The 24,668-nt window shown below is 39.8% G+C and carries 22 protein-coding genes and 2 pseudogenes; 12 read left to right on the forward strand and 12 right to left on the reverse strand.

The window, feature by feature from the left end; all coding sequences use genetic code 11:
- Positions 1–7 precede the first annotated feature (7 nt).
- The 4 genes from OQE68_RS22810 to OQE68_RS22825 are packed head-to-tail and all read left to right on the forward strand — an operon-like array spanning position 8 to position 2,684.
- Positions 8–1,120 (forward strand): cysteine protease StiP domain-containing protein, encoded by a 1,113-nt coding sequence (locus OQE68_RS22810; RefSeq protein WP_180567427.1) that lies wholly within the window; start codon positions 8–10, stop codon positions 1,118–1,120.
- Entirely contained in the window at positions 1,117–1,995 is an 879-nt protein-coding gene (locus tag OQE68_RS22815; RefSeq protein ID WP_180567426.1) for an aldolase/citrate lyase family protein, read from the forward strand. The genes OQE68_RS22810 and OQE68_RS22815 overlap by 4 nt, the downstream gene beginning before the upstream one ends.
- A gap of 6 nt (positions 1,996–2,001) precedes the next feature.
- A complete protein-coding gene (locus OQE68_RS22820; RefSeq protein WP_180567425.1) occupies positions 2,002–2,280 on the forward strand; it encodes a DUF6471 domain-containing protein in 279 nt (92 codons plus the stop codon).
- Positions 2,281–2,327: 47 nt separating this feature from the next.
- Positions 2,328–2,684, forward strand: a complete 357-nt coding sequence (locus tag OQE68_RS22825; protein WP_180567424.1) for a hypothetical protein — start codon at positions 2,328–2,330, stop codon at positions 2,682–2,684.
- Between the two features lie 35 nt (positions 2,685–2,719).
- Here OQE68_RS22825 and OQE68_RS22830 read toward each other — a convergent pair whose 3' ends face one another.
- Positions 2,720–3,253, reverse strand: coding sequence for a hypothetical protein (locus tag OQE68_RS22830; RefSeq protein WP_180567423.1), 534 nt, complete (start codon positions 3,251–3,253; stop codon positions 2,720–2,722).
- A gap of 539 nt (positions 3,254–3,792) precedes the next feature.
- Between OQE68_RS22830 and OQE68_RS22835 the strand changes: the two genes are divergently transcribed.
- Positions 3,793–4,122, forward strand: a complete 330-nt coding sequence (locus OQE68_RS22835) for a DMT family transporter (RefSeq protein ID WP_180567422.1) — start codon at positions 3,793–3,795, stop codon at positions 4,120–4,122.
- A 115-nt stretch (positions 4,123–4,237) separates the two neighbouring features.
- On the opposite strand, the gene OQE68_RS22840 is transcribed toward OQE68_RS22835, so the two are convergent.
- The 3 genes from OQE68_RS22840 to phnX all read right to left on the reverse strand — a co-directional run bounded on the left by OQE68_RS22840 (position 4,238) and on the right by phnX (position 10,203).
- Positions 4,238–4,975, reverse strand: a complete 738-nt coding sequence (locus OQE68_RS22840; RefSeq protein WP_180567421.1) for an MIP/aquaporin family protein — start codon at positions 4,973–4,975, stop codon at positions 4,238–4,240.
- Positions 4,976–5,149: 174 nt separating this feature from the next.
- Positions 5,150–8,224, reverse strand: coding sequence for an ExeM/NucH family extracellular endonuclease (locus tag OQE68_RS22845; protein ID WP_180567420.1), 3,075 nt, complete (start codon positions 8,222–8,224; stop codon positions 5,150–5,152).
- Between the two features lie 1,133 nt (positions 8,225–9,357).
- Positions 9,358–10,203: a phosphonoacetaldehyde hydrolase gene (gene phnX / locus OQE68_RS22850; RefSeq protein ID WP_180567419.1), complete on the reverse strand. Its 846-nt coding sequence runs from the start codon at positions 10,201–10,203 to the stop codon at positions 9,358–9,360.
- Between the two features lie 452 nt (positions 10,204–10,655).
- On the opposite strand from phnX, the gene OQE68_RS22855 reads away from it, so the two are divergent.
- Positions 10,656–12,275, forward strand: a complete 1,620-nt coding sequence (locus tag OQE68_RS22855) for an alkaline phosphatase (protein WP_266195797.1) — start codon at positions 10,656–10,658, stop codon at positions 12,273–12,275.
- Positions 12,276–12,563: 288 nt separating this feature from the next.
- Positions 12,564–13,253 carry an MlaA family lipoprotein gene (locus tag OQE68_RS22860; RefSeq protein ID WP_180567418.1) on the forward strand — a complete coding sequence of 230 codons (690 nt, stop codon included), beginning with the start codon at positions 12,564–12,566 and terminating at the stop codon, positions 13,251–13,253.
- Between the two features lie 201 nt (positions 13,254–13,454).
- Here the strand turns inward: OQE68_RS22860 and OQE68_RS22865 are convergent, their stop codons facing one another.
- Positions 13,455–13,775 carry a PilZ domain-containing protein gene (locus tag OQE68_RS22865; protein ID WP_180567417.1) on the reverse strand — a complete coding sequence of 107 codons (321 nt, stop codon included), beginning with the start codon at positions 13,773–13,775 and terminating at the stop codon, positions 13,455–13,457.
- A gap of 295 nt (positions 13,776–14,070) precedes the next feature.
- Here OQE68_RS22865 and OQE68_RS22870 point away from each other — a divergent pair, with 295 nt between their 5' ends.
- Positions 14,071–15,255 (forward strand): SpoIIE family protein phosphatase, encoded by a 1,185-nt coding sequence (locus OQE68_RS22870; protein ID WP_180567416.1) that lies wholly within the window; start codon positions 14,071–14,073, stop codon positions 15,253–15,255.
- The gene (locus OQE68_RS22875; RefSeq protein WP_180567415.1) at positions 15,252–15,737 is read left to right on the forward strand and encodes an STAS domain-containing protein; all 486 of its coding nucleotides are present in this window, start codon (positions 15,252–15,254) and stop codon (positions 15,735–15,737) included. The genes OQE68_RS22870 and OQE68_RS22875 overlap by 4 nt, the downstream gene beginning before the upstream one ends.
- A 58-nt stretch (positions 15,738–15,795) precedes the next feature.
- On the opposite strand, the gene tal is transcribed toward OQE68_RS22875, so the two are convergent.
- Positions 15,796–16,752 (reverse strand): transaldolase, encoded by a 957-nt coding sequence (tal, locus tag OQE68_RS22880; protein WP_180567414.1) that lies wholly within the window; start codon positions 16,750–16,752, stop codon positions 15,796–15,798.
- An 81-nt stretch (positions 16,753–16,833) separates the two neighbouring features.
- On the reverse strand, positions 16,834–17,832 hold the full coding sequence (gene dusA, locus OQE68_RS22885; protein ID WP_180567413.1) for a tRNA dihydrouridine(20/20a) synthase DusA: 999 nt from the start codon (positions 17,830–17,832) through the stop codon (positions 16,834–16,836).
- 119 nt (positions 17,833–17,951) lie between these two features.
- On the opposite strand from dusA, the gene OQE68_RS22890 reads away from it, so the two are divergent.
- The 3 genes from OQE68_RS22890 to OQE68_RS22900 all read left to right on the forward strand — a co-directional run bounded on the left by OQE68_RS22890 (position 17,952) and on the right by OQE68_RS22900 (position 20,625).
- The gene (locus OQE68_RS22890; protein WP_180567412.1) at positions 17,952–18,788 is read left to right on the forward strand and encodes a tyrosine-type recombinase/integrase; all 837 of its coding nucleotides are present in this window, start codon (positions 17,952–17,954) and stop codon (positions 18,786–18,788) included.
- Between the two features lie 143 nt (positions 18,789–18,931).
- Complete coding sequence (locus OQE68_RS22895; RefSeq protein ID WP_266195417.1) at positions 18,932–20,332, forward strand: transposase; 1,401 nt, start codon at positions 18,932–18,934, stop codon at positions 20,330–20,332.
- Between the two features lie 38 nt (positions 20,333–20,370).
- Positions 20,371–20,625, forward strand: coding sequence for a tyrosine-type recombinase/integrase (locus OQE68_RS22900; RefSeq protein ID WP_180571966.1), 255 nt, complete (start codon positions 20,371–20,373; stop codon positions 20,623–20,625).
- A gap of 1,217 nt (positions 20,626–21,842) precedes the next feature.
- Here OQE68_RS22900 and OQE68_RS22905 read toward each other — a convergent pair.
- From OQE68_RS22905 to OQE68_RS22920, 5 genes and pseudogenes are all read right to left on the reverse strand, one after another.
- Positions 21,843–22,529 (reverse strand): annotated as a pseudogene (locus OQE68_RS22905) (IS3 family transposase); the annotation flags it as partial.
- A gap of 33 nt (positions 22,530–22,562) precedes the next feature.
- A complete protein-coding gene (locus OQE68_RS22910) occupies positions 22,563–23,060 on the reverse strand; it encodes an IS1595 family transposase (RefSeq protein ID WP_353620496.1) in 498 nt (165 codons plus the stop codon).
- Positions 23,032–23,235, reverse strand: a complete 204-nt coding sequence (locus OQE68_RS22915; RefSeq protein ID WP_266195798.1) for a hypothetical protein — start codon at positions 23,233–23,235, stop codon at positions 23,032–23,034. The genes OQE68_RS22910 and OQE68_RS22915 overlap by 29 nt, the downstream gene beginning before the upstream one ends.
- Positions 23,236–23,322: 87 nt before the next feature.
- Positions 23,323–23,451 (reverse strand): annotated as a pseudogene (locus tag OQE68_RS30990) (transposase); the annotation flags it as partial.
- Positions 23,452–23,481: 30 nt separating this feature from the next.
- Positions 23,482–24,555, reverse strand: coding sequence for an IS630 family transposase (locus tag OQE68_RS22920; RefSeq protein ID WP_266195779.1), 1,074 nt, complete (start codon positions 24,553–24,555; stop codon positions 23,482–23,484).
- Between the last annotated feature and the right edge of the window lie 113 nt (positions 24,556–24,668).

Raw genomic sequence — 24,668 nt, forward strand, 5'->3', positions numbered from 1 at the left:
AAGTGATATGGGGCAACAACAATTGTTAACAGGCAGCTATCACCCAAAAGATTGTCAGTTTCTCTTGCAAGAAGCCGAAGGTGTAGAGTTATTGACAGTAGAGGAAAAAGAACAACGTTTACAGTCAGGTGTCCATTACTCACAGATGGTATCCATTGAACATGCTCCTACTCAAGCTTATCTTGAGATCTTTTATAAATTAACGGCTAAATATAAAAACAGACTGGCAACAGAAATTTTACAACTGGCTAAACTGCTCCAACAAACGATTGGTAGTTCAATTACCTTGGTTTCTTTGGCGAGAGCTGGCACTCCAATTGGTATCTTACTAAAACGTGCTTTGTTAGCACTAGGCAGTGTTTCTTCAGTGCAGCACTATTCTATTTCTATTATTCGTGGCAAGGGAATTGATGAAGCAGCTTTGGCGTATTTACAAGCGAGTGGTGTGAAGGCTGATTCTATAGTGTTTGTTGATGGTTGGACGGCAAAAGGCGCGATTACTCGAGAATTAAGACAGGCAATAGCAGGCTGGAATATAAAAAATAAAGACTATCAACTCAGTGATAAGTTATGTGTGGTATCAGATATTGGTTTTACTGCCCATTATGTAGCTACTCATGATGATTATGTGATCCCTTCTGGTATTTTAAATAGCACTGTATCTGGCTTGGTTTCAAGGACTATTCGTAATCCGGGGGTGGTCGGTTTTCATCAATGTGTTACCTATCATGATTTACAAAATCATGATTTAAGTAACTGGTTTATTGAAGAAATTGCCAGTGAAATTACCCAATTGAATCCAGTTGTATTAGAAGCTCCAGAAATACTCGATCCACAGTTTCAGCATAGACAGCACCAGGTTGTATTAGCGTATTTAACTCAAGTAATGAAGTCGCATGATATTGCCGATATTAATAAAGTGAAGCCAGGTATTGCAGAAGCTACTCGGGTCATGCTGCGTCGGATTCCAGATTTATTGATTTTAAAAAATAGGCATCAAGAAGATGTTGAGCATTTGTTAATGTTGGCAGAAGAAAAACAAGTTAGTGTTACATTTGATCACACCATGCCATTTAATGCATTGGCCTTGATTAAAGATTTAACAAGGAATCAGCTATGAAAAAACATGCTGAGCAACTGTATTATCGATTAGGGGCAACACTATATATGCCCGCAATCAGACCTGATCTTGCGCAGAGACTAACAACAACTCAGGCCGGGTCAGTGGTACTCTGTACGGAAGATGCCATTTCAGAGTCTCAAATTGAAGATGCATTAAAAAATATTAATAAGCTGTTGATGAGCTTTCCCCAAATAAATACTAATGTATTTATTCGTGCTCGCTCACCACAGGTTTTAGCTAATTTACTGGCGCTGGATACGATCGATCATATTAAAGGGTTTGTTATTCCGAAAATTGATCACAGTAATGTACATGAATATAAGGAAGCTGTTGAGGATTCTGGTAAAAATACGTTTTATTTAATGCCAACAATTGAAACTGAAATAGCCTTTGATAATCAGGAGCTAATCCGACTACGAAAATTTATTGATACATTTCCTGTCGGCATTCCTTGTTTTAGAATAGGGGGTAACGACTTGTTAAGTCTGCTTGGTATAAAAAGGCCTGACTATGTAACGATTTATGAAACGCCTGTACGAATTGCCATTGACAACTGTATTACTGCTTTTAGGCCCTTTGGTTATCAATTATCAGCACCGGTATTTGAATATATTGATGATAAAAACTTACCTTTACTAAAAAAAGAGCTGATGCTTGATCGTGCTTACGGTTTTTTAAATAAAACGGCTATTCATCCTGTTCAAGTTGACTTAATTCAGGAAATTCTTTCTGTAAAAAACGAAGAGCTTGACTTAGCTAAAAAAATTATTCTACATCAAGATAAAGCAGTATTTAAAGCAGATGGGCAAATGTGCGAGCCGTCTACTCATATCAATTGGGCAAAAAAAATGCTTGCCATTGATAGGAGATAGCTATAAATGAAAGATTCTCGAATCAATAAATCGTCTTGGGATAAAGTTTGTGCCACGCTTGTCCAGCAGGCTAGGCAGAAAAATAATCTTACATTTCGAGATCTAGCTGAATTAATTAAACAAAAAACGAGTATTGATATAGAGCCAAATAATTTAGCTAATCGAGTTAATCGGGGAAACTTTTCAGCATCGCTATTATTGGCCGCTTTTTTTGCGATGGAAGAACCATTGCCAAGAAGTAATGAGTTAGAGAATATTGTCGTTAAGGTATTTGAGCAATCATAACCCTTATTGTACGAAGGGGCACTATAATCTAATTTTGTTAGAAACTTATGTCAATCTCACTTTCCATAGTTGTATTTATTTTGCCATTAATTGGTTGCTTGTTGATTTGTTGGCTGGTTGGCGAGTTGCTTAGGGAGTTTTTGGCGAGTGGTAAGCAGTTGATAGTTGCGACTATTTTAGCTGCTTTAACTATTTTGCATTTAGTTATAGCCGGTCCATTTGAATATCGAGCACAATGGGGGTTTTATAGCCTTCTACCTGGTATTGGACTCGTGCTATTAGTATTGCCTGAAATAGGTAATATAGTAAACATAAGATCAAATAAACTATTGCCTCTAGAGGTGTGGAGTGCTGTTGGTGTTTTACTCCTTGTCGTACCCTTAGTGATGTGGATGGTTAGATAGAAGGCAAAATATAGCTTATGAAAAGGCGTAACTATTTACTTATTGAACTTGAGCGCTTTAATTAAATTATGTATTTCCTGGCATGATGGATGGTTTTTATCACAAGTAGTATAGATTTCTATAATATAGGAATCTTTAAATGTCGCATAGCTTTGTTCTAGGGTTGTAACGGTCGGATCATATTTAATAGTAGTACTGATTTTGTCAAACGCTATACCACTGATTGACTGGGTGGCAGTATCATAAGGCGTATCTGGATCAGGTAATTTATTTTTTATCAGATAGTTTTTTGCTGATTTTATGCTTTCAATAGAGTCTATAGGGATAAGACTAATAGCAAAAACACTATTTGTATTTTTCTTATTTGCTTCAAACATTACCTCTTGATCTAGTTTCAAGTGATAAGTAACCTGACTTCCTATGGCCTGCTGATTTTGGATGTTAGCATCAAGAATCTCCCAAGACTTATCCAGGGTCACTGATAGTGAAATCGACTCAGCGGCTAAGGTAGTTGAGATAACAGTTAGTAAGCTAAGAAGAAAAAAACGGCTAGCTAATAACATAGTCATTTGACTCACTTGATACTATTCGTAAATCCCACAGTCAGTAGTAAAGTATAGCTAGCAATGACGTTATTTTATAACTTTTCTATGGATTAATATAGATTGGTGGGCTGCTATGATGATTATAATCCAATAGTCTTTTTTGTTGTAAAGTATTCAATCATCCTTTAATGATAAACGCCTGTTAACATAAACAGTGGCAATATTGTTATAGTAGGTGTCAATACCTTGTTAAACTGTTGTCATAACTGAGGTATACCCAATGCGAAGGTTTTTTTAGGTGAGGCCATCAAGTGACGAAGCCCCATGAGCCTATATTAATAGGTGATTGGGGTTAGATGCGACGATAACAAAGCCTAACAATGATTCGCGACGGGTATAACATGGAAAGTGATAAGTACAAGGATAGTCATAAAAATATTGCATTTGTTGTTTTTATGGCTAAAGGAAGGTTGTTTTTAAAACTTTAGTTGTTGAAGAAGTTGAAATTCCAGGTTTTTAGAAGTTGGGTTAATAGCTTTATTCTTTTAATGAGGAAGTTATAGATGGTATACGTTTATCTAGCTATTGCCATTGTGGCCGAAGTGGCTGCTACCAGTGCTTTAAAAGCATCAGAAGAGTTTACTAAGTTGACTCCCAGTTTAATTGTTGTAATTGGTTATAGTTTGGCGTTTTATTTGTTAACCCTGGTGTTAAGAACCATGCCTGTTGGAATTGCATATGCCATATGGTCTGGGCTTGGCATTGTGCTGGTTGCTATTGTTGGGGTGGTTGTTTATAAGCAAGTACTTGATTTACCTGCAATAGTGGGGATGCTATTGATCGTCTTAGGCGTTATTATCATTAATGTATTCTCAAGAGCCGTCAGCCACTAACCTCTTTGTTGGTTATTTAATCTAATCTTAAGGCTGGCTATATACTCCAACAATTTTGCTGCTGAGGCTGGCAAATTTCAACCTCAGCTTTGTCCATATAATCTACAACACTTTCCTACTGAGACAAGACTAAATAAAGGCTACTGGCGAGGCAAGCACCAGCAATTGGGCCTAATACAGGTACCCAAGCATAATCCCACTGGCTGGTGCCTTTATTGTTGATGGGAAGCATTGCATGCATTATACGTGGGGCTAAGTCTCTGGCAGGGTTGATTGCGTAACCTGTGGTGCCACCTAGCGACATACCAATGACTACCACTAAAATAGCAACAGGCAGTGCACCTAACGAACCTAAGCCAATGGTTGTATTGGCATCATTTAACTGTAGGGTAGGGGTAGAAAAATATAAGATGACAAATACCAGCGCGAATGTACCTACTAACTCTGAAAAGAAGTTTCGTGGTAGATTGCGAATAGCTGGACTGGTAGAAAATACGCCGAGTTTTGTGTTTTTATCTTCTGTTGCGTCAAAATGGTCTTTGTACACCAACCAAACAGTTAATGCACCTAAGGAGGCACCGATCATTTGTGCTAAACAGTAACTGGCAAGATTTTCCCAAGGAAATAAGCCAGCAAAAGCTAAACCTACGGATACTGCCGGGTTTAAATGAGCCCCACTAACTGGCCCTGCTACAACCACGCCCGTAAAAACAGCAAAACCCCAGGCAAAAGTGATGACAATCCAGCCGCTATTATGGCCAATGGTTTTATTTAAGCTAACATTTGCGACTACTCCACTGCCTAATAGGATTAAAAAAAATGTCCCTAGCAGCTCTGCTATAAAGGGAGTCATATCCGTACCTCCAAACCACATTGATTTTTAAAAAAGATATGGTAATTAAAAAAGCGGCAATATATAGCAAGCTATTTTTGACTAAATAGTCGTTATAAAATTGAAAGGCAATGTAAGGGTATTATTAAATCGAAGAATTAAGGGGGCATTTTGCCCCCAGTTAAAGTAGGTAGGTTAGTGAAAAATAAACCAATTGCTATTGCTTGTAATAGTTAATGACCATGGTTGTCGCCAACGGAGCTGACGCTGTTGCTCAAACCAAAATAAGGCTTGCGTCAGTTTATAAGCAGCATGATTAACCTGTTGTTGACTGCTGTTATTGTTTTGGTAGATAGCCTTTGCCTGACTGATATGGTTAGCCAGCTTTTGTTGTGCATTAACTGGAAAATACCACAATACTTGTGTTTGGTTAGCTAGGTAAAGACGATGGCCAGCTATTTCAATGGCTGCTGCTAAGCCTGACTTGTAAACCACCGGGTGGAATGTAGACGCTTTATCCAGCACCTGCTGTAAGTCAGAAGTCACTTTGTCAACCTGTTGCTGAGTCGCTTTATCATCAGTTTGAACTTCCATTGCCTGAAGTAAAGATTTAGTAAGGGACCATTTCAGCGAATGAGGGTAAAAGTGCCAAACATCATTAATTACTACTCTTTGATAAACAGTCCAGGCATGCTCTATCAGTTGGTTGAGCTCCGTTTTAGCTGATTTTTTAGGGGTAAGTTGTAGCTCGATAATGATGGGGTCATGATCAGAGGCGCTAAACAGGTTATCAGATTTCGGCAGTTGACCAGAATACTTACGGCTGTATTCAAATAAGCTGTTCTCAACAGAGTTAATATGCCAGTCGATAATATCAACGACTTTATTAGCCAATGTTGGTGACGCCAGCGCATGATCTAAATTACCTAACTCGCCTTCATAGCTGTAACTAAAAGTCTTGTTACCATGGAGTTTTGTGTTTAAATTGATTAAACCATACCCTGTAGTAATGGTTTGAGGCGCTTGCCAAGGTTTTCCTGCTAACACCGTTTGAACCGCTGTGTTAATGGGGCGTGATTCTTGGTTCGCTTGAAAATCAGTGAGCGTAAGTAGCGGGTCCTCTTGACCGTAAGCATTTAAGTCGCCAAGGACAAGAATATTATCACCAAGTGATTTCTTATGTTGTTTCAGGTATTCCCCTAACCGATAAGCAGCTGATACCCTTAACTCATTACAACTGCCTTGTAAATCATCAAGATAGTTAGGAGCAGTTGGCTTGCCTGTGACCCGTCCTCTGCTATCAAGCGATATTTTTCCATCGAGAGCATATTCCAGGTAATCTTCAAGGCACATAGACCCTTTGGATTTAAAGTGATTAACAACAACGGATAATGTTTCTCCTGATTGAGTTTTAAAGGTTTGAATTAAACTGTCACGTTGTCCTTTATCAAAATCTCGCTGTTTGTCTTCGGCCGATGTTACTGTGAATTGTTGATGGGGCATAGTAACGATATGGGGATTACCGACTATAGCAACTTGAGCGGGACGATATAAAATTCCTACTGTAATTGCATCATTGCCAATATAAGTCGATGACTTGGGTTTAACAAATTGATAGTGATCATCAGGATTACTGATGGCCTGGTTAAGTGCAGTGACTAATGAGTGAATGGCACTGTTTTCAGTAAAACCATTATTTTCAATTTCCATTAAGCCAATAATGCCGGCATCCATTGCCACTAAAGCACTGACAATTTTTGTTTGTTGCAGCGTAAAGTCAGCTAAGTTGGTGGCTCCACGATTTTGGTTATTGGCAGGGTTGGGTGTGGCTCCAGGTTCAACACGGTTAAAATAGTTCAAGACATTGAAGCTGGCAATACGCAAGTTGCCGTGTTGCTTGATTGGTGGGGTGACTTGTCGAGGATAATGGGAGTGATCAAAGGCATTATCAGCAATGAGTTGCGTAGGAATCACACTGTATTGACCATAAGCATATTTAATAACCCCGGTTAGTTGGTCAATGGTGTCACCAATTCGAATGTAAAACTGGTTAGGCTCAAATGGTGGATAAAAACTGATCACTCCATTTTGTTGTTTATGATCGGTTTCGATAGTAATTTGATTTTGCTGGTTTGCTTTTGTTAGCTGCTTAGCTTCTTCACTAAGTGCAGGGAATAGCTGTGTTGGTTTGTATAAGGGGGCACCTTGAGTAAGGACCATATCATTGCGCCGACTCTTAAAATTGAAACCATAATTTTTGGTAACAGTTAATGCAGCATCACCATGCCAGCGTACTTGCATACCTTCATAAGGCTCTAATGCTTGTAATGATGTCTCAGCAGTTAATTCAACAATACGCGTACTGTCTTGATGCTGGCTAGCCTTGGAACAAACTTGGGCTTGTTTCAACACTAGCTGTGTTTCGTTATAGTGCTCTTTCACTAAACCCTGCACTCGTACTTTGTCACCAATATTTACAGCAATGGTAGGAGTGCCAAAAACAAAGATACCTTCTGAAGTATTAGGGTCTGCATCTTCATCCTGAACTTCTTCTTGAATAAAAAAGCCTTGGTAGCGGTTGGGAGTTAACTGAGTGACAATACCTTCCACCAATACATGATTATCGCTTTGCCACTTGTCAGTTGGAATCAGTGGGCTTCGCTCGCCTGGTCCTTGTAGCTGACTAATCAGAGAAACGTCACCCGTTTTACAGCTAATCGTGTTTTGGCTCGGGGTGCCAAAAGCAACATTGCCTAGGGTTTTAGCCATGACCTCTGCATTATTTGCTGAAGCAAACTGCCATTGTGCGGGCTGGTATTGCTGGCTGGCTTGTCCAATGGTGCGTTGAATAGTTTGGTCTTTGCCAAAATTATTGCGCTTGCCTGGGGTACCAATAATATCCAACAGTTGTTGGTTATAGAATAATGCTATTGGGTCATCCCCATTATAATTAATTACGGAGTTACTTGTGACTAGTTGTGCTTTATTCTTAATGGCACTATCTGCTTTTACATGGCTGATAACGAAAGTGGCTTTAGGGGCAAGCGTGCCATTGAGAGAAAGCGTAGCGGTTTTATTGAGGTCGCCATTAGTGTATTTAGTTAGCTGATAATTGGTTAGATTAATCGGCTGAGAGGTGGGGTTGTATAACTCAATTGCCTTATTGTAGCTTTTACCTTCACTGTATTCGCTGATTATTATTTCAGCACTGAGTGGCAGGCTTAGACAAGCGCCAAGGCCTGCAATTAATGGTTTGTAGAATCTAGGCATAGGGTCTTCTCTTATATAAGTTATCAACTAGGGTGCAGAGGCATTATTTTGCACTGCTTGATCACTGCTAATATTTTTTATTTTTTTGTCACTTCTACAGTCAAGATTCGTTAGCCATGGATGGGCTAGCTGAGGCTGTAAAGATGTGTTTTATAGTATCTGCATTGATTATTTTGATGACAGAAAATGAACAAGCAACTATGTTCTATTTGTAAACAATAGTAGATTAAGGACTATATATTGTGTGCTAGCACTACAAGTATCTAGTTTATGCTGTATATATTTAATAAAGATTAACAAATATCATAGATGTAATGGCACTTAGTATAACGTTGCAAAATAAGGCTGCATGATTTGCATACCAATTTGATGGGCAACCTTATCATTGTCTTTTATTTTTTGGCAACTTTTTTGTTGCTATTTATTTAGATTTAGATAAACAAGCTGTCAGTGATATAAGAAGTTATCAAGGAAATCCTAAAACCCTTAAAAGTTGTTCATATGGTCAGGTTTTATATTAATCGTTTGTTTTTTGGGTGAGTCTTATTATTTTGTAACTCAATAGCTGAATCAGTGATGACTAATATTTGGTCGTTGATATTTATATATTATGTATTAATTTATAATGTTTCAATCTTATAGCCTGTGTAAGTCTTTCTAAAACAGCACTTCGTCTTTTTATAGTAAACTATTTTTTATTGTTGTCTGCATAGACTTAAGTCGAATTATATTTTTAGTATTTATTAAATCTATATCCAATGCGAAGGGTATATTAAGCTATACTCTTCGCGAAAATTTTTTGGGCTTTGTTACCGTCGTTCTTCACTCCAATCATTTAGTTTATCTAAACTTCTGGGGCTTCATCGCTCGGTGGCCTCGCCTAAATAATCCTTCGCTTTGAGTATATACCACTTTATTTTTACACCTAAAAGTGATTCATGATGGGTATAACTTGATTATTTTTATTTTAGATAATTAACAATGCACTATTAAAAAAGGTGTTTAATAGGTGATACAGGTTAAGGATAATTTGGGATGAGTATAGTGAAGTAATAAGCGTGTTGGGTATTGCCCAGAGGGGAATACCCAACCAATCATCAGATAGGGTAAATGCAAAACTCAATGCGTGGGTTTTAAGGTTTTTCCCCTCTTTTTAAGCGTTGCTCTATATCGGTTAAACAAGCGGGAAGATCCTTAATGGTGTCAATCACATAATGGGCTCCAGCACGATACAGTTGAATTGTCACTGGGCTTCTTAGCGTATCTTGCTGAGTCTTGTCTAGGGCTTGCCAATCTTCAAGTCTTTTGCCTATTTTATTACCACTGACTGCCACTGCTACGGTCCACATACCTGCATTTAAACCTTCTTCGATGCCAGCTTCTGTATCATCGACTTTCACACAAGCATGGATATGCTCAACATCAAGCTCAATTGCATTTTTTAAGCTCATATGTGGGTAAGGACGACCACGGGATACTTCATTAGCACATACAACACTCGTTGTGGTTAACCCTTTGTTGTGTAGCTCTGGTAGCAAGTCTGCTACTAAACTACGACTGTAGTCTGTATTGATACCTAGTTTAATGCCTTGTTTAAGCAAGTGTTTAGCTAACTCTATGGCGTCAGGCACTAAGTCAGCGTGATTTAAAATAGACTTGATCTGATGAGGAATAAACTGTTGTTGTAAGTTTTCTAAGTCTTCATGACTGGGTAGTCGACCATATTGGTTTGACCAGGCTTCACTCACCGTTCCTTCATCTAACAATTGTTTTAATTGTTGTTGGTAATCAGAGGTACTTAATTGACGAAGAAGTGGTTCAGGTATGTCAATATGATGGTCAGCAAATGTTGCTTGCAATGCTTCAACTGGTGCCATTGCGCCAAAGTCGATGAGAGTGCCAGCGAGATCAAAGATGACGCCTTGGACTTTGCCAATGTATTTGCGCTGATTGCTGTAACTCTTTGGTTGCTCCTGCATTATTATGTTCCTTATTAGTTAGCGGCTGCTACAGCGTCCGGCAGACGACAAATAACCTATTTTAGTGTTGGGCTTATCCTACCAATCAGTTTAGTCACAGTACAAGTAATACTCCTAGTAAAAAGTCATGAAGGCTTTAAGATAGTGTAGCCGGATAGTTAAAAAACCCCTAGTTTCTAATTACTATATGAAGACGGCTGAAATAAGTATTGTCTAACAATAATGCTTGGTATTTTAAATACACTTTCCTAAATCTACTATAAAAAAATAACATGACAGCTATATGAAATAAACCCGGCTTGGGTTTATGAATATTCTATGAAATTTACATGATGACCTCTTTACCATCACCCCTTCAGTCAGTAAATTAAAAACAGACAATAAATGTTAGTTAATTAGCCAAATGCAGTGTTGGCTGAGTTGTAACGCTTAACTTAAAGGGGAGTAGTAGCGTGAGTAACGATAAAAGTATAAAAAAAGTATTCAAGTGGCTGGCAAGGGGGTGTTTAGCCTCTGCCTGTGTGCTAAGCACTTCGACGGTATTTTCAGCTGAAAGTAAGGTAAAGAATGTAATTTTTTTAATTGGTGATGGAATGGGGCCGCAACAGGTTGGCTTGTTGGAAGCTTATGCAAGACAAGCCCCTCATTCCATTTATCCGCAAGGTAAAACGGCGATGGCTCAATTGGCAGATAGGGGAGTGGTTGGGCTGTCAATGCATAATCCCGCGGGAGCCATTGTGGTTGATTCAGCCAGCTCGGCCACTCAGTTAGCCACCGGTTTACCTGCCGGTTCTGAAATGATTGGTTTAGACGATCAAGGAAATGCGGTTGAAACTGTATTAGAGCAGGCTAAAAAAGCTGGTAAAGCTACTGGTTTGGTTTCTGATACGCGCTTAACACATGCAACACCTGCATCCTTTGCTGCTCATCAGCCTCATCGATCGCTGGAAAATAAAATTGCAGAGGATATGTTGGCAACAGCACCTGATGTCATGCTTTCCGGTGGGCTACGTCACTGGATTCCCAAAGATGCTGCTAAGGCGGGTAAGTTACATGATCAAGTAACTGCTATGGTAGGCGACACGATTAGCTTAAAATCAAAACGAAAAGATAATCGAAACCTGGTGGCTGAAGCTAAGCAAGCGGGTTACCAGTTAGCTTTTAATCGTGATCAACTAACAGCAGCTTCTGATAATGGCAAAGTATTAGGACTTTTCAGTAGTTCAGGTATGCTGGATGGTATTGCTTATAGCAAGGTAAAGAGTGACCTCGCGCGGCGTGAACCGAGTTTGAGGGAAATGACTGAAAAAGCATTGGCAATATTATCAAATGATCCAGATGGTTTCTTTTTGATGATAGAAGGTGGCCAAATCGATTGGGCTGGTCATAATAATGATGCTGGTACTATGTTGCATGAAATGCTTAAGTTTGATGAGGCCATTGCAGCTGTACTGGATTGGGCGAAAGACCGCAATGATACTCTGGTGGTATTAACAGCAGATCATGAAACAGGATCTTTTGGTTTTAGCTATTCTGCTGCAAACTTACCAAAAGCATCAACCTTATCTGGCAATGCATTTAAAAACGTCAAGTTTAAACCTAACTTTAACTTTGGTAGTCCAACTATTTTAGATAAGCTGTACAGTCAACAAAAAAGCTTTAGTACTATGTTTGCAGAGTTTTGGGCGTTGCCTAAAAATCAGCAAGATGCAAAAGCATTAGTGAAGATAGTTAATGCAAACAGTGAGTTTAAAATTACCAACGCACAGGCTGAACGAATTTTAGCTACAGCCCAAAACCCCTATTATCAGCCAGATCACAAATACCTTAGCTTGAAGCAATTTCCTAAAGTCTCTGACTTTACTGCATTTTATGTATATGGTGATGAGGTAAAGCTTAACTTATTAGGTCGTGAGCTAGCAGAACAACAAAACGTGGTTTGGGGAACGGGCACTCATACTCATACGCCAGTTGCTGTGCTGGCTTATGGCCCAGAGTCACTAACCAAAAGTTTTGCAACCATTCAACACCATACGGATATTGGGCAAAAACTGAAGTCTGTTTTAAGATAAGGAGTAGCTAATAATACTGTTGCCTTTCCTCAGCCCTAGCTAGAAGGAAAGGCATAGCTTTTTTGAACTATAATGAAACTCCAAAAAGCAAACTTGTTTGTAGTATGTGTTTTAATGCGATGAGTGCTGTCTGTTTTTTAGCCTGAAATATGGGGCTATGTTTGTGACCAGCCCAATAATTTGTTGCAAAATGTTTTTCTGACTGCTTTTAAACTGTTATATTCTCCTTTTATATAAGGTAGCCTGATTTTGTTCAGTTAGGTTAGTATTGAATGAGGTTAAAGCTTGATGCGACTTGCAAAAAAATGGCTTACACTGACTTGTTGTAGTTTTTTTTGTGCAACACCTGTGTTGGCTGATGCAAATGACGATCAAGACCCTTGGGAAGGGTTTAATCGTGCTATTTTTGCATTTAATGAGACAGTTGACACCTATGCACTTAAACCGATCACGCAAGGTTATCAGTATGTTACCCCTGATCCTGTGGAAGGCTTGGTCAGTAACTTTTTTGATAACCTGGGAGAAGTGCGTAATGTCGTTAATGACTTACTGCAACTTGAAGGTAAGCAAGCGCTAAATGATAGTGGCCGATTTGTAGTTAACTCAACAGTGGGTATGTTAGGTTTGCTTGATGTAGCCAGTGAGTTTGGGTTAGAGAAAAATTATGAAGACTTTGGATTAACATTGGGGCATTGGCATGTACCGCAAGGTAACTATTTAGTATTGCCATTCTTTGGTCCCCAGACTGTGCGTTCTACTGTTGGTTTAATCCCTGACTCACAACTTAACCCTGTCAACCATATTGAAGATGTGCCTACTCGCAATGGTTTAATGTTAATGAACGTGATTGATACTCGTTCAGGCCTGTTAAAAGCAGAGGATTTAATTGTAGGGGATAAATACACATTTATTCGTAATACTTATTTACAAAACAGGGCATTCCTCTTAACAAGCGAGCAGCCTGAAGATGACTTTTAGTTATAGTGATATTGAGTAAAGGCTATATATTATAAAGTTATAATTATCTGTTTATTTTTAGCTTGTAGGGTACGATTAAGAATAATGAGAAGGTCGGCATGACTGACCTTCTGCATGTTTTGTTTATGGTGTAGCTTACAAATGTTGAATGTTGTTTGTTACATGTCTGATAGCTAATTGTGGACAGAAAAGCTTATTCCCTTAAATAATTTTGTGAATTTTTAAGGCTATTTGATAAAGCGTTTCATCCTCCTCGTCTTTTGTCTCATCAGTTACATCGGCTCTTATCACTTCTGCTTCTGCTTTAAAATCAGGAAACTCTGGACGCTCTGATGGAATTGTGATTTCAACCCGATCTCCTTCTGGTAGTGGCGAATGATACTCGATCATGATTCCTGAACTACTTAAGTTACGACAATGAACGGAAAATGTTTGACGAGGCTCGCCGTGAGAGAGTGAGGCCGGTGTGTCCATCACCATTCGGATAAAACCTCTTTTTTCACTGAAGAGTCTATTGCTCAAAGCCATATTGTCCCTCACTTTTATAGTAGTTGTACAATCCTTATACTCGGCATTTTTCTTTCTGTCAAAGCCTCTATTATGACGAACAGTGGATAACTAGTTTATTCTAAGGAATAACACAGTTTTAAAGCGCTTGCTGTTCGATTAAGAAAAGAGTAAGGTGTTGCCGGTTCATGTTAGGCGCTGTTGATTAGCTGGTGCTTTACCCTATTTTTGAAAGCTTGGTTGCAAAAGTGATGATAAAAAGCCATTCATCAAAAAGCAGTAAACAAGTAAAGAATATAAAGGACGCCTTATGGCGGTGGAAAGCAACACACTGCTAGTAATAGATGACGAGACCACAGTACGTGAAAGTGTTGTGGCCTATCTAGAAGATAGCGGCTTTACTATTTTAGAAGCTGGAAATGGCGCGCATGGGTTGGAAGTCTTTGATCAGCATCAGCCTGATTTGGTGATTTGTGATCTTAGAATGCCTAAGCTTGACGGGCTGGGTGTGCTAAAAAAAATTCGAGAAACTTCACCAGAAACCCCTGTTATCGTGGTTTCTGGCGCTGGAGTGATGACTGATGTGGTTGAGGCGCTTAGGCTGGGTGCCAGCGACTATTTGATTAAGCCTATTGTTGACTTAGAAGTTCTGGAACATGCAGTCAACCGTGCTCTTGAAAATGCACAGTTGGTTAAAGATAACCAGCGTTATAGAGAAAGCTTAGAAGAAGCGATTCAAACATTACGTGAAAGTTTAGAAGAGCTTCAAGCAGATCAAAAAGCCGGACGGCAAGTGCAAATGAAAATGTTGCCGGCAACTCCCTATCGTTATTTAGACTACCAATTATCTCACCATATCAGCCCCTCTCTTTATTTAAGTGGGGATTTTGTTGACTATTTTCGGTTATCTGAGCATCAGTTTGCTTTTTATTTAGCCGATGTCTCAGGTCATGGTGCATCTTCTGCATTTGTCACAGTGTTACTTAAGCATATGTCTACCCGTTTAAAGCGGGAATATACTACACGAAAAAGTAATAATTTAATTAAGCCATCTGAAATGTTTAGCTATATCAATCGAGGCTTACTTAACACCGACTTAGGCAAGCACGTTACCATGTTTGGTGGTATTGTTGATACTAAAGCGAATACGTTGACATACGCATTTGGTGGACACTTTCCCTTTCCAATATTGGCAACGGATAAAGAGGTTGCCTATCTTGAAGGGTATGGACTACCAGTGGGGTTATTTGATGATGCCACCTATAATGACTTTACCATGGAACTACCGGAAAAGTTTGCGTTAATAACTTTTTCAGATGGCATCATTGAAGTGCTCCCACATGCTAAATTAAAAGACAAAGAAGAATATTTGTTGTCAGTGATTAGAGGTGGCGCCATTACCGTTGAAGCCTTGATAGAGGCGTTAGAGCTAGAACAGCTGAAAGATGCGCCTGATGATATTGCGGTACTGGTATTGGCCAGGAATATGTCATGACTGTAGGTAAAATTCAGTTTGCTGAGAGTGAAGGCACGTACATTTTAAAATTTGTAGGTGATGTGCGACTGACCCTTTGCTCAACGCTAGATACCTTCCTCGATAAGATGTTTGCTCAGCCGGACTTTCGCTCGGTTATTGTCGACTTGACCGAGACTGAAGGCATTGATAGCACGTCGCTGGGGCTGCTGGCCAAACTGTCTATTCAAGCTAAAAGACGCTTTGGATTAATCCCAACCATTGTTTCAACGAATGAAGACATTAATCGAGTCTTGCTAAGTATGGGATTTGACCAGGTGTTTATTTTGGTGAGGGATCAACTTCAAGAAAGCCAGCAAATGAGCGAGTTGCCTTGCCAGGAGTGCTCGGAGCAAGTGGCTAAAGAAAAAGTACTTGACGCACATAAAGTGCTAATGAACATGAATGAGAAAAACCGCAACACTTTCAAAGATTTAGTAAAAAGCTTAGAGTGCGATAGTTAGCAGTGACTGGCCACTTACCCCCCCCAGTTGGTCAGGGGTAAGTTAAAAACAACATTTACTATCCCAACTGGGCGAGTTGCTTTTCCAGTTTGACCTGGTCTGCCGCAAAGTTACGAATACCTTCGGCTAGTTTCTCAGTCGCCATCGCATCTTCATTCATATCCCAGCGGAATTTTTGTTCACTAACCAGGTATTTCTCGCATTCTACTTCAGCTGTTTCTGGGCTCAGCTTTCTTGTTAGGGGGGCTTCAGTCGCTTCTAACTCAGCCAGTAACTGTGGGCTAATCGTTAATCGGTCACAACCTGCTAATTGTTGAATTTCACCAATATTGCGGAAGCTGGCTCCCATCACTACGGTATTGTATCCATACTGTTTGTAGTAGTTGTAAATTCTGGTAACTGATAAAACACCAGGGTCTTCATGGGCAGGGTAGTGATCTTTACCTGTATCTCTTTTATACCAATCTAAAATACGACCCACAAAAGGTGAAATTAAGAAAGCCCCTGCATCCGCACAGGCCGCTGCTTGGGCAAAGCTGAACATAAGCGTTAAGTTACACTCAATACCTTCTTTTTCAAGTACTCGCGCAGCTTCAATACCTTCCCAGGTGGAAGCAATTTTGATCAATATGCGTTCTTTACTGATACCAGCTGTCTGATACAGATCAATCAGGTGTTTAGCTTTATTAATGGTTGCCTGGGTATCAAATGAAAGTCTTGCATCTACTTCGGTAGAAATGCGGCCAGGAATAACTTTTAGAATCTCACAGCCAATTGCAACAGCAAGTTTGTCAACTGTATTTGCCAGCACTTCTTGGTTATTACCACCTTGTTGCTTAGCCCACAGAATTGCTTCTTGTAGCAGTGGTTGATACTGAGGCAACGCTGCTGCTTTTAGTAATAGTGAAGGGTTAGTCGTGGCATCAACTGGTTGATAGCGTTTAATGGCTTCTATGTCACCTGTATCTGCGACAACAGTGGTCATTGCTTTAAGTTGAGTTAATTGGTTACTCATAAAATACCTAATATGATTTTAGTGACCTACGTTCATTAACTGACTTCGTCCATCATAACATGGACGAAGTACCATGTGATGTTATGCAAGTGAAAAGTCTGGGCACTTGGTCAAGGCTGTTTTTAATACGTCAATTGATGCACCAGGTTTATGGGTATTTTCACTCAAATGACGCCTGAACAGGCGAGCACCAGGCAAACCTTGAAATAAGCCTAGAATATGGCGGGTGAGATGGTGTAGCTGAGCCCCTTTGGCCATCTGCTGTTCTATGTAAGGTATCAACTTATCAATCACTTGGTGTCGGGTGAGGGCAGGAGCACTATCCTGATATAACAGTCGATCTACATCTGCCAACAAGTAAGGGGTTTGATAGGCTGCTCTACCTACCATGACACCATCCACATGGGTAAGGTGCTCTTGCACTTGATCTAAACTGTTGATTCCACCATTAATAATAATATTCAGCTGGGGGAAAAGGGATTTTAACTGGTATACCCAGTCATACTTTAGTGGCGGAATCTCTCGGTTTTCTTTTGGGGATAACCCTTCCAAAACAGCAATACGGGCATGAACAATAAATGTATTACAGCCAGTGTCTGCGATGGTTGCAACAAACTCCGTTAGCTCTTCAAACGATTCGCGGCTATTAATGCCAATGCGATGTTTGACTGTTACAGGGATGTTGCAGACATCCTGCATGGCTTTAATGCAGTCTGCTACTGTGCCAGGTTCAGCCATCAAGCAAGCACCAATTCGTCCATTTTGCACACGATCGCTAGGACAGCCGACATTTAAGTTAACCTCATCATATCCCCATTTCTCAGCAATCTTGGCGCATTCAGCAAGCTCAGCTGGATTGCTACCACCTAGTTGAACAGCAAGGGGGTGCTCTTCAGCATTAAAGGCCAAAAACCGATGGTGATCACCATGAATAATGGCCCCAGTGGTTACCATTTCTGTATACAGCAGGCAGTGTTTAGAAATTAAACGAAGAAAATAGCGTGCATGACGATCTGTCCAATCCATCATGGGCGCCACGGAGAAAGTTCGGTTCAAGGTTTTACTGCTTTTTGTTTGCATTTCAATAAGTTAACTATCTTAAATTATTCAAACAGTTGACTAAAAAGTCCTAAAAATGCCTTTAATTTCTCCTTTCGGTGTACCATATTGTAAATGGTGCACCGCTGGGAGCTAGCTAAATGTTGACCATTTTAAAGCGTTCCAGAGCAAATGGAAGCGTTGCTTATCGAGCCGTGGTGAGAGTAAAGCGGAAAGGTAAGATTGTCTATTCTGAATCGCGGACTTTTGACCGTGAGAAGCTAGCAAAACTGTGGGGTAGGAAACGTGAGCTAGAGTTACAAACACCTGAAGGGATTCAAAAGCTGAAGGTGGCAAAAGTAACGATTGAGCAACTTATCGATCGATACATCAAAGAGGTTGACCCTATCAAGCCGTTAGGGCGAAGCAAGCGTTATACTCTGGAGCAATTACGTTGTTCTGACTTGGGTAAGATAATTGCTGCAGAGCTTACCAGTAGTGATGTCCTTGAGCACTGCAAGATTCGTCAGTCTGAAGGAGCGGGGCCTGCCACTGTTAGCCAGGACGTGACTTACCTAAGAACCATATTCAGCCTTTGCCAAGCTGGTTGGGGGCTTCCTATTACCTCTGGTGCTATTGATGCGGCAAGACCAGTGCTTAATCAGCTAGGGCTTATCGGTAAATCAAGCCGACGAGATCGACGAATTACACCAGAGGAAATCAAGCAATTATCTGAAGCCTTTGAGAAAAGATTCTCTAAACAGCAAGCCAATATTCCAATGAGTGATATTTTTGAGTTTGCTATCGATACAGCCATGCGGCAAAACGAAATCTGCAGTTTACGTTGGGAAGACCTGAATCTGGATAAAAAAACGATCATCATCCGGGAGCGAAAAGACCCCAAAAATAAACACAATAATCATCAGGAAGTGCCACTACTGGGTAAATCGCTGGATATTATTTTAAACTCGATTCCGAAGTTTTTAATGCTTGACTAGCACGATGAGAGAGATTCAGAAGACTGGACTACAGGTATTGCTCCATTTCTTCGCCTAGCAAAGAACGATCAACACGACACCTGCAGACCAGTGATGGTGTAGTATATCGCGCTTGTATTTCAATAGCGACTTGATGACGACTTGTGTTGATTACCCCTATTCCCCATGTGATAAAGTTTGTTCAAACTCTAAACGACACCTTGACTGTTTCTTTTCAATCTCCTGGATTAAGTCGTATCCAGTGTCGCTGGTTAACTATTATGCTGATGGGAATTGGTGTCACTGGTGTATTTTGCTGGGCTGTTTTTGAGCGGTGTAGCTTAGGAGCATTCAAGCAGGACCAATTACGTTGGATGTTTTACCATAGTAAAATTGCCTGGTCATTGTTGTTGCAAGCCAGTGTCCGACAAGTACTCAATCACTATCATATTACGAGAGGAGTACTCATTTTTGACGATAGTGATAAAGTCCGCTCCAAGAGAACACGACGTATTAAAGGTGTGCATAAAATAAAACATAAAAAATCCGGCGGCTATGTTCAAGGGCAAGAGCTAGTGTTTATGCTACTGGTGACACCTGTAGCTACCTTACCGATTGCTTTTCGCTTTTATACACCTGATCCAGCGTTAAGTGCTTGGCGTCAGAAAAATAAAGCCCTAAAGAGGCTGGGTATTCCTGGAAAAGAAAGACCCAAAAAACCTAAGCCCAACCCAGATTATCCGACCAAACAAGCTTTAGCACTTGAGATGGTTGAAGCATTTTCATTGTCATTTTCTGATATAAAGATTAATGCGGTCATTGCTGATGCACTGTATAGCACAGCAGAATTCATGGATAAGGCTTCCATTGCGACGGGTGGTGCTCAAGTGGTGAGTCAATTACGCTCCAATCAACTAATCCTTTCCCAAGGAAAAAAAGTACGACTTACACATTACTTTGCACGCCAAACAGGCGTCGATACCAAGTTAATTATCCGAGGCCAAAAAACACAGTCAATCACCATGCTGGCGGCTCGGGTTTATGTGAAAGCCCATGGTAAAAAGCGGTTTGTGGTTGCTTTGAAATATGAGGGAGAAAAAAATTATCGATATCTAGTGGCATCCGACATGTCCTGGCGGCATGGTGATATTGCTAGGGTTTATACATTGAGATGGTTAGTTGAGGTTTTCATTGAGGACTGGAAGCAACATGCTGGCTGGAACCGATTGGCCAAACAACAAGGCGAAGAAGGATCAACGCGAGGCGTGATCATGAGCCTGCTGTACGACCATATGTTACTGCTACATCCAGAGCAATCCGTCCGCCTTGAAAATAAGCAGCCCGGGCTTCCTGTTGGCTGTTTGACTGAGCGAATCAAAACAGAAGCCCTAATAAAAACTGTAGAAGCAGTTGTCACGGCTGATGAACCAAAACAGCAACTGAAAGCCTTTACCGCTGCAATAATCAGTGTGCTTCCTGAGCGCCGCTCGAAAAAGCATTTAGCGGGTTTAGATTTGGGCAAACAAGAGCCCACTGACTCATTAAAATACAGAGCGGCTGCATAAATAAATTAGCAGTTATGTCAACCTAAAAAAACTTCGGAATCGAGTTAAAGCAATCACAAGTTTCTGACTTAATTTTTCCCTACAATTCAAAGTCAGTGGGGGCTGCTTTTACTCGTGTGGTGCGCAGCTTGGGTATTCACGACTTACGTTTCCATGACCTTCGTCATGAGGCGGCGAGTCGGTTATTTGAGCAAGGCTATGATATTCAGGAGGTGGCATTGGTGACCGGTCATAAAGATTGGAATATGTTGCGTCGATACACTCAGATTAAACCAGAATCGTTACATCGCTAGCGGAAACCCGCTAGCAATTCATTTTGTCCCATTCACTTTGATCATGTTTTTGTTGTACTTCAATATAATGAGCTAGATTCTCAATAACGTGAATCTGGAGAAAAAATAATCAGTTCTGGCTAGGTTTAGGCTGTTTTTTGAACTTTTAGTATTGGTAAGTATTCTCTCTCTTGAATATAAGCCTTCTAAATAATTGAGTTAAGTGTGCAATCAAAAAACAAACAAAAAGAAGGTTTAAGGACGAGTACAGTAAAATTATTTTGCGATGTCGATGACGTTTTTATCAAGTTTATGCCAACTTGGGAAAGTTGCTTCAAAAAAAAGAGGGGGCGGAAAAATCCATGGATTTGCAAACTATCAATCAATGAAATACTGGTCATATTAATTTACTTCCACTAGTCTCACTATAGAGATTTTAAAACTAACAACTGAGAATGCAGATGATTGAGCTTCCCTTAAATAATTAACTAAGGGTTTGAGTGGAAAGTTATTCGGTGACAAAGGTTGCATATAATCTGAATTGACTGATGAACTACTTGGTGAAGGGTTGTACTTAATTATAAGAATTAAAAAGAATATGAAAAATAAACTGATGTTAATGTCTGATAAACTATTAGTTAGAAAAAAGCTATAATTGAATCAGTTAAAAAATATCAATCATATAGAGCATAGCAGGCACCGAAGCCAAAAAGGCTTTGTTATTAATTTACTTTGTGGGCTTATTACATACTGTTTGCAGCCTAAAAAACCATTTATTGGTATAATAAATGATCTTATTTTAATCAGTTAGGGCAGTTTTTGTACCTAATTCACGTTATTACAAGGCTAGAGATTTTAATGGGTGTGCCTTGGTTTGTACTATTTTTGTTGCTTATTCCACTATTAAAACGCTTAAAGCTTATCAATCCAGAAGAAAAATAGTTGCCATCAACTCCCAGCTAGGTTTTGATTAAAACTAAAAAATCTTGGGCAAGAAATAACCTTATAAAGAAGTTAGTTTGTAAAACTGAAGGGCTTGTAAAAAAGCATTGCCTCACAAAATGTGGACGACAAACAAGCAGTCGAACATGAGACAATGCAGTAACAACTGGGTCAGAGTTGTTTGGGTTACACAAGAGTTATAGTACAGCAAGCGTGGTTTTTAGTGCTATTTGGTTCCGACTATTTGACTAGTAAAACAGACAGAGTGTAGTGGTCAAGTAAAAACCAACAGTTTTTTAAGAGGCTTTCTTCAATTGATGGACTCTCTCAAATTCCATCGGTGTTTGATAGTTTAAAGCTGAATGCCTTCGCTCGCTATTATAATATGTAATATAGTCCCAGATAGCTTGGCGTGCATCATCCTTCGTTTGAAAGTTAAATCGGTGTAACCACTCTGATTTAAGTGTTCTAAATACTCTTTCTGTTGGGGAATTATCCCAACAATTTCCCTTTCTACTCATACTTTGGATCATGCCATAGCTCTTAAGTTGATTACGATACTCCTCACTTGCATATTGACTACCTCTATCTGAATGATGGATGATTCCGTGTGCAGGCAGCCTACAGTGCCACGCCATAGCTAATGCATCCAAGCACAACTGTGAACGCATATTATCTTGTACAGACCAGCCTATAATTTGCCGAGAATATAGGTCAACTACGATTGCTAAATATAGCCATCCTTGGTTAGTCCAAACATAGGTAATATCTGTCGTCCAAACCTTGTTAACTGTACTCACATTAAACTTTCTATTAAGAATATTAGCAGCAATAGGTTGGTTGTGTTTACTGTCAGTGGTGATTTTATATTTTGTCTTTATCTTTACTTTCAAATTAAGTTTTTTCATTAATGTACGAACTTTATAACGACCGATTTCAAAGCCTAACTCTTGGAGTTCTTTGGCCAAACGCCGTGAACCATAATTACCTTGGCTCTATATGGATTCCTGGGGGAGTTATACTAATAACTCCACTAAGTCATTAAGCAAACTTTTCCCACGACGTCTTACGTTATATACGAACTCAAATAATGCTAAATAATAAGGCAATTTTTCCTGAGATATTCCACGATGAGGTCTTAGCCATGATCGTAATAGAGACCAGCAGCCTTCTATTGTATTAACGTGTACCTCATAAAAGCCATCACCATCTTCATCTCGAGCGTACTCGCCTTTTCCATGACAAACAGTCTTATGCTGGTAGCCCCAACTTTTTAGCCGTGAATAGATATTATACTCATCAGTATGCATGAGCGTATCTGGACTAACAAACTGCTTAATTACGGGCTCTATGGTTTTTTGTTTGACATTATCTAACATCCGTATAATCACTTGCCCACCTCGTTGAACAAGTCCAAAGATAGGCGGCTTTTCTTTTTCTAATGTGCCTCGTCCACGAGCACCTCTTAATCGATTTCTTCGACCTTTACGGCCTTTTTTTAACTGCCTCAGGATTACCCTTGTGGCCGGCCACTACATAGACCTCATCAGCCTCTACTTCACCACTGAGTACAGCCATTGGAAGCCTAGAAAAAATACTTTCTCGTAGCTGGTTTGTCATCTTTTGAGCATCGTCTTTATTGATATCAAGTTCTTGAGCAATTTGACGATTGGATAGATTTAATCCCATAAAATAAAGACATAATATCCAGACTTTAACTGGCTGGTGATGTCCAGAAAAAACGGTGAGTGTTAGGTCATCAAAGGTACGACAACATGCCTTGCAGAGATAACGCTTCCTGGCTTTTTGTTTCTGGTGATAGCCTTTGCTTTCAACCTGCTGGGACTGGCAATGGGGGCAACTGACGCCATTGGGCCAACGAGTCTGACGAATGAACTGATAACACTGTTTGTCGTTTACTAGTGGGCCGTGCGGCTAATTAGGTAACAGTTTCTTTGCTCGTTCCACAGAGGCAATAATACTTTTTGCACTTTTTACCCATTTAAATGGTTTAGCTAGTTCTCGATTATGTACGCTAATGAATCGGTAGATTTCATCCTTAAGTTCCTTAACACTTGTAAATACACCTCTATATAAGCTTCTACGCTCAAGCTGGGCGAACCACCCTTCCACAGCATTCAACCATGATGAACTTGTTGGAGTGAAGTGAAAGTGTAAATGCGGCTTTTTATTTACCCATTTCATGACATCAGGTGTCTTATGAGCACTTAAATTATCAAGAATGACATGCAACTCATACCCTTCTGGCGTCTTCTTTTCAATCTGCTTCAAAAAGCTTAAAAACTCTTTTGAACGTTGATTATCTGTCACTTTGCCTGTCACCTCGCCAGTCAGTACATTGAATGCAGTATATAAACAAACTGTTCCATTCCTTTTATAATCATGGGTTCGACTGCCGATTTTTCCTGGACTCAATGGTAGTCCCGGCTGGGTTCTGTCCAGTGCTTGTATTTGTGATTTCTCATCAACAGATAGAACGACTGCATTGGTAGGAGGATTCATATAAAGCCCCACTATATCCACCACTTTTTCTGCAAAGTCAGGGTCGTTACTAATCTTAAATGTTTTAATCCGATGAGGTTTCAGGTCAAAAGCTTTCCATATTTGCCTCACTTGCCAAGTGCTAATTTCGGCATATTTTGACATTAACTGAACACTCCAGTGTGTGGACTCATGAGGAATACGCTCAGTTGTCAACGTTAGAACTTTTTGTATGGTTGCTTCATCTATTAGGCTAGGTCTACCAGGACGTGGACGGTCAAACAAACCATCTACCCCTTCTTCAATAAAGCGGTTTTTCCACTTGTAAATGCTTTTGCGGGAAGTTTGCAGATACAGGGCTATGTAGGTAGGACTATGCCCCTCATCAAGCAATAAAAGCAGTCTTGCCCTCATTGCTAACCCTTGTGGCAAAGTTGTTAGTCGAAGCCACGCGCTCAGTTCTGCTTTATCGCTATTTGCTAAACGAAATTCATTTGTAGTATTCATACTACTATTTTATATTAAAACAATAAATGTTACCTTATTTTCCGCACGGCCCACTAGCTGCTTAATATTGATCATTTTTTGTATATTATCTAATGACAGCCTTCCAATGAGGT

The sequence above is a fragment of the Spartinivicinus marinus genome (genome assembly GCF_026309355.1).
Lineage (GTDB): Bacteria > Pseudomonadota > Gammaproteobacteria > Pseudomonadales > Zooshikellaceae > Spartinivicinus > Spartinivicinus marinus.

Bases quoted from the DNA above. Each gene is read 5' to 3' on its own strand.
- OQE68_RS22870 (WP_180567416.1), top strand. From the start codon at position 14,071: ATGGCGGTGGAAAGCAACACACTGCTAGTAATAGATGACGAGACCACA.
- OQE68_RS22825 (WP_180567424.1), top strand. From the start codon at position 2,328: ATGTCAATCTCACTTTCCATAGTTGTATTTATTTTGCCATTAATTGGT.
- OQE68_RS22860 (WP_180567418.1), top strand. From the start codon at position 12,564: ATGCGACTTGCAAAAAAATGGCTTACACTGACTTGTTGTAGTTTTTTT.
- OQE68_RS22875 (WP_180567415.1), top strand. From the start codon at position 15,252: ATGACTGTAGGTAAAATTCAGTTTGCTGAGAGTGAAGGCACGTACATT.
- phnX (WP_180567419.1), bottom strand. From the start codon at position 10,203: ATGCAGGAGCAACCAAAGAGTTACAGCAATCAGCGCAAATACATTGGC.
- OQE68_RS22810 (WP_180567427.1), top strand. From the start codon at position 8: ATGGGGCAACAACAATTGTTAACAGGCAGCTATCACCCAAAAGATTGT.
- OQE68_RS22915 (WP_266195798.1), bottom strand. From the start codon at position 23,235: ATGGGATTAAATCTATCCAATCGTCAAATTGCTCAAGAACTTGATATC.
- dusA (WP_180567413.1), bottom strand. From the start codon at position 17,832: ATGCAAACAAAAAGCAGTAAAACCTTGAACCGAACTTTCTCCGTGGCG.
- OQE68_RS22820 (WP_180567425.1), top strand. From the start codon at position 2,002: ATGAAAGATTCTCGAATCAATAAATCGTCTTGGGATAAAGTTTGTGCC.
- OQE68_RS22845 (WP_180567420.1), bottom strand. From the start codon at position 8,224: ATGCCTAGATTCTACAAACCATTAATTGCAGGCCTTGGCGCTTGTCTA.
- OQE68_RS22840 (WP_180567421.1), bottom strand. From the start codon at position 4,975: ATGACTCCCTTTATAGCAGAGCTGCTAGGGACATTTTTTTTAATCCTA.
- OQE68_RS22835 (WP_180567422.1), top strand. From the start codon at position 3,793: ATGGTATACGTTTATCTAGCTATTGCCATTGTGGCCGAAGTGGCTGCT.
- OQE68_RS22815 (WP_180567426.1), top strand. From the start codon at position 1,117: ATGAAAAAACATGCTGAGCAACTGTATTATCGATTAGGGGCAACACTA.
- tal (WP_180567414.1), bottom strand. From the start codon at position 16,752: ATGAGTAACCAATTAACTCAACTTAAAGCAATGACCACTGTTGTCGCA.
- OQE68_RS22830 (WP_180567423.1), bottom strand. From the start codon at position 3,253: ATGACTATGTTATTAGCTAGCCGTTTTTTTCTTCTTAGCTTACTAACT.
- OQE68_RS22920 (WP_266195779.1), bottom strand. From the start codon at position 24,555: ATGAATACTACAAATGAATTTCGTTTAGCAAATAGCGATAAAGCAGAA.
- OQE68_RS22890 (WP_180567412.1), top strand. From the start codon at position 17,952: ATGTTGACCATTTTAAAGCGTTCCAGAGCAAATGGAAGCGTTGCTTAT.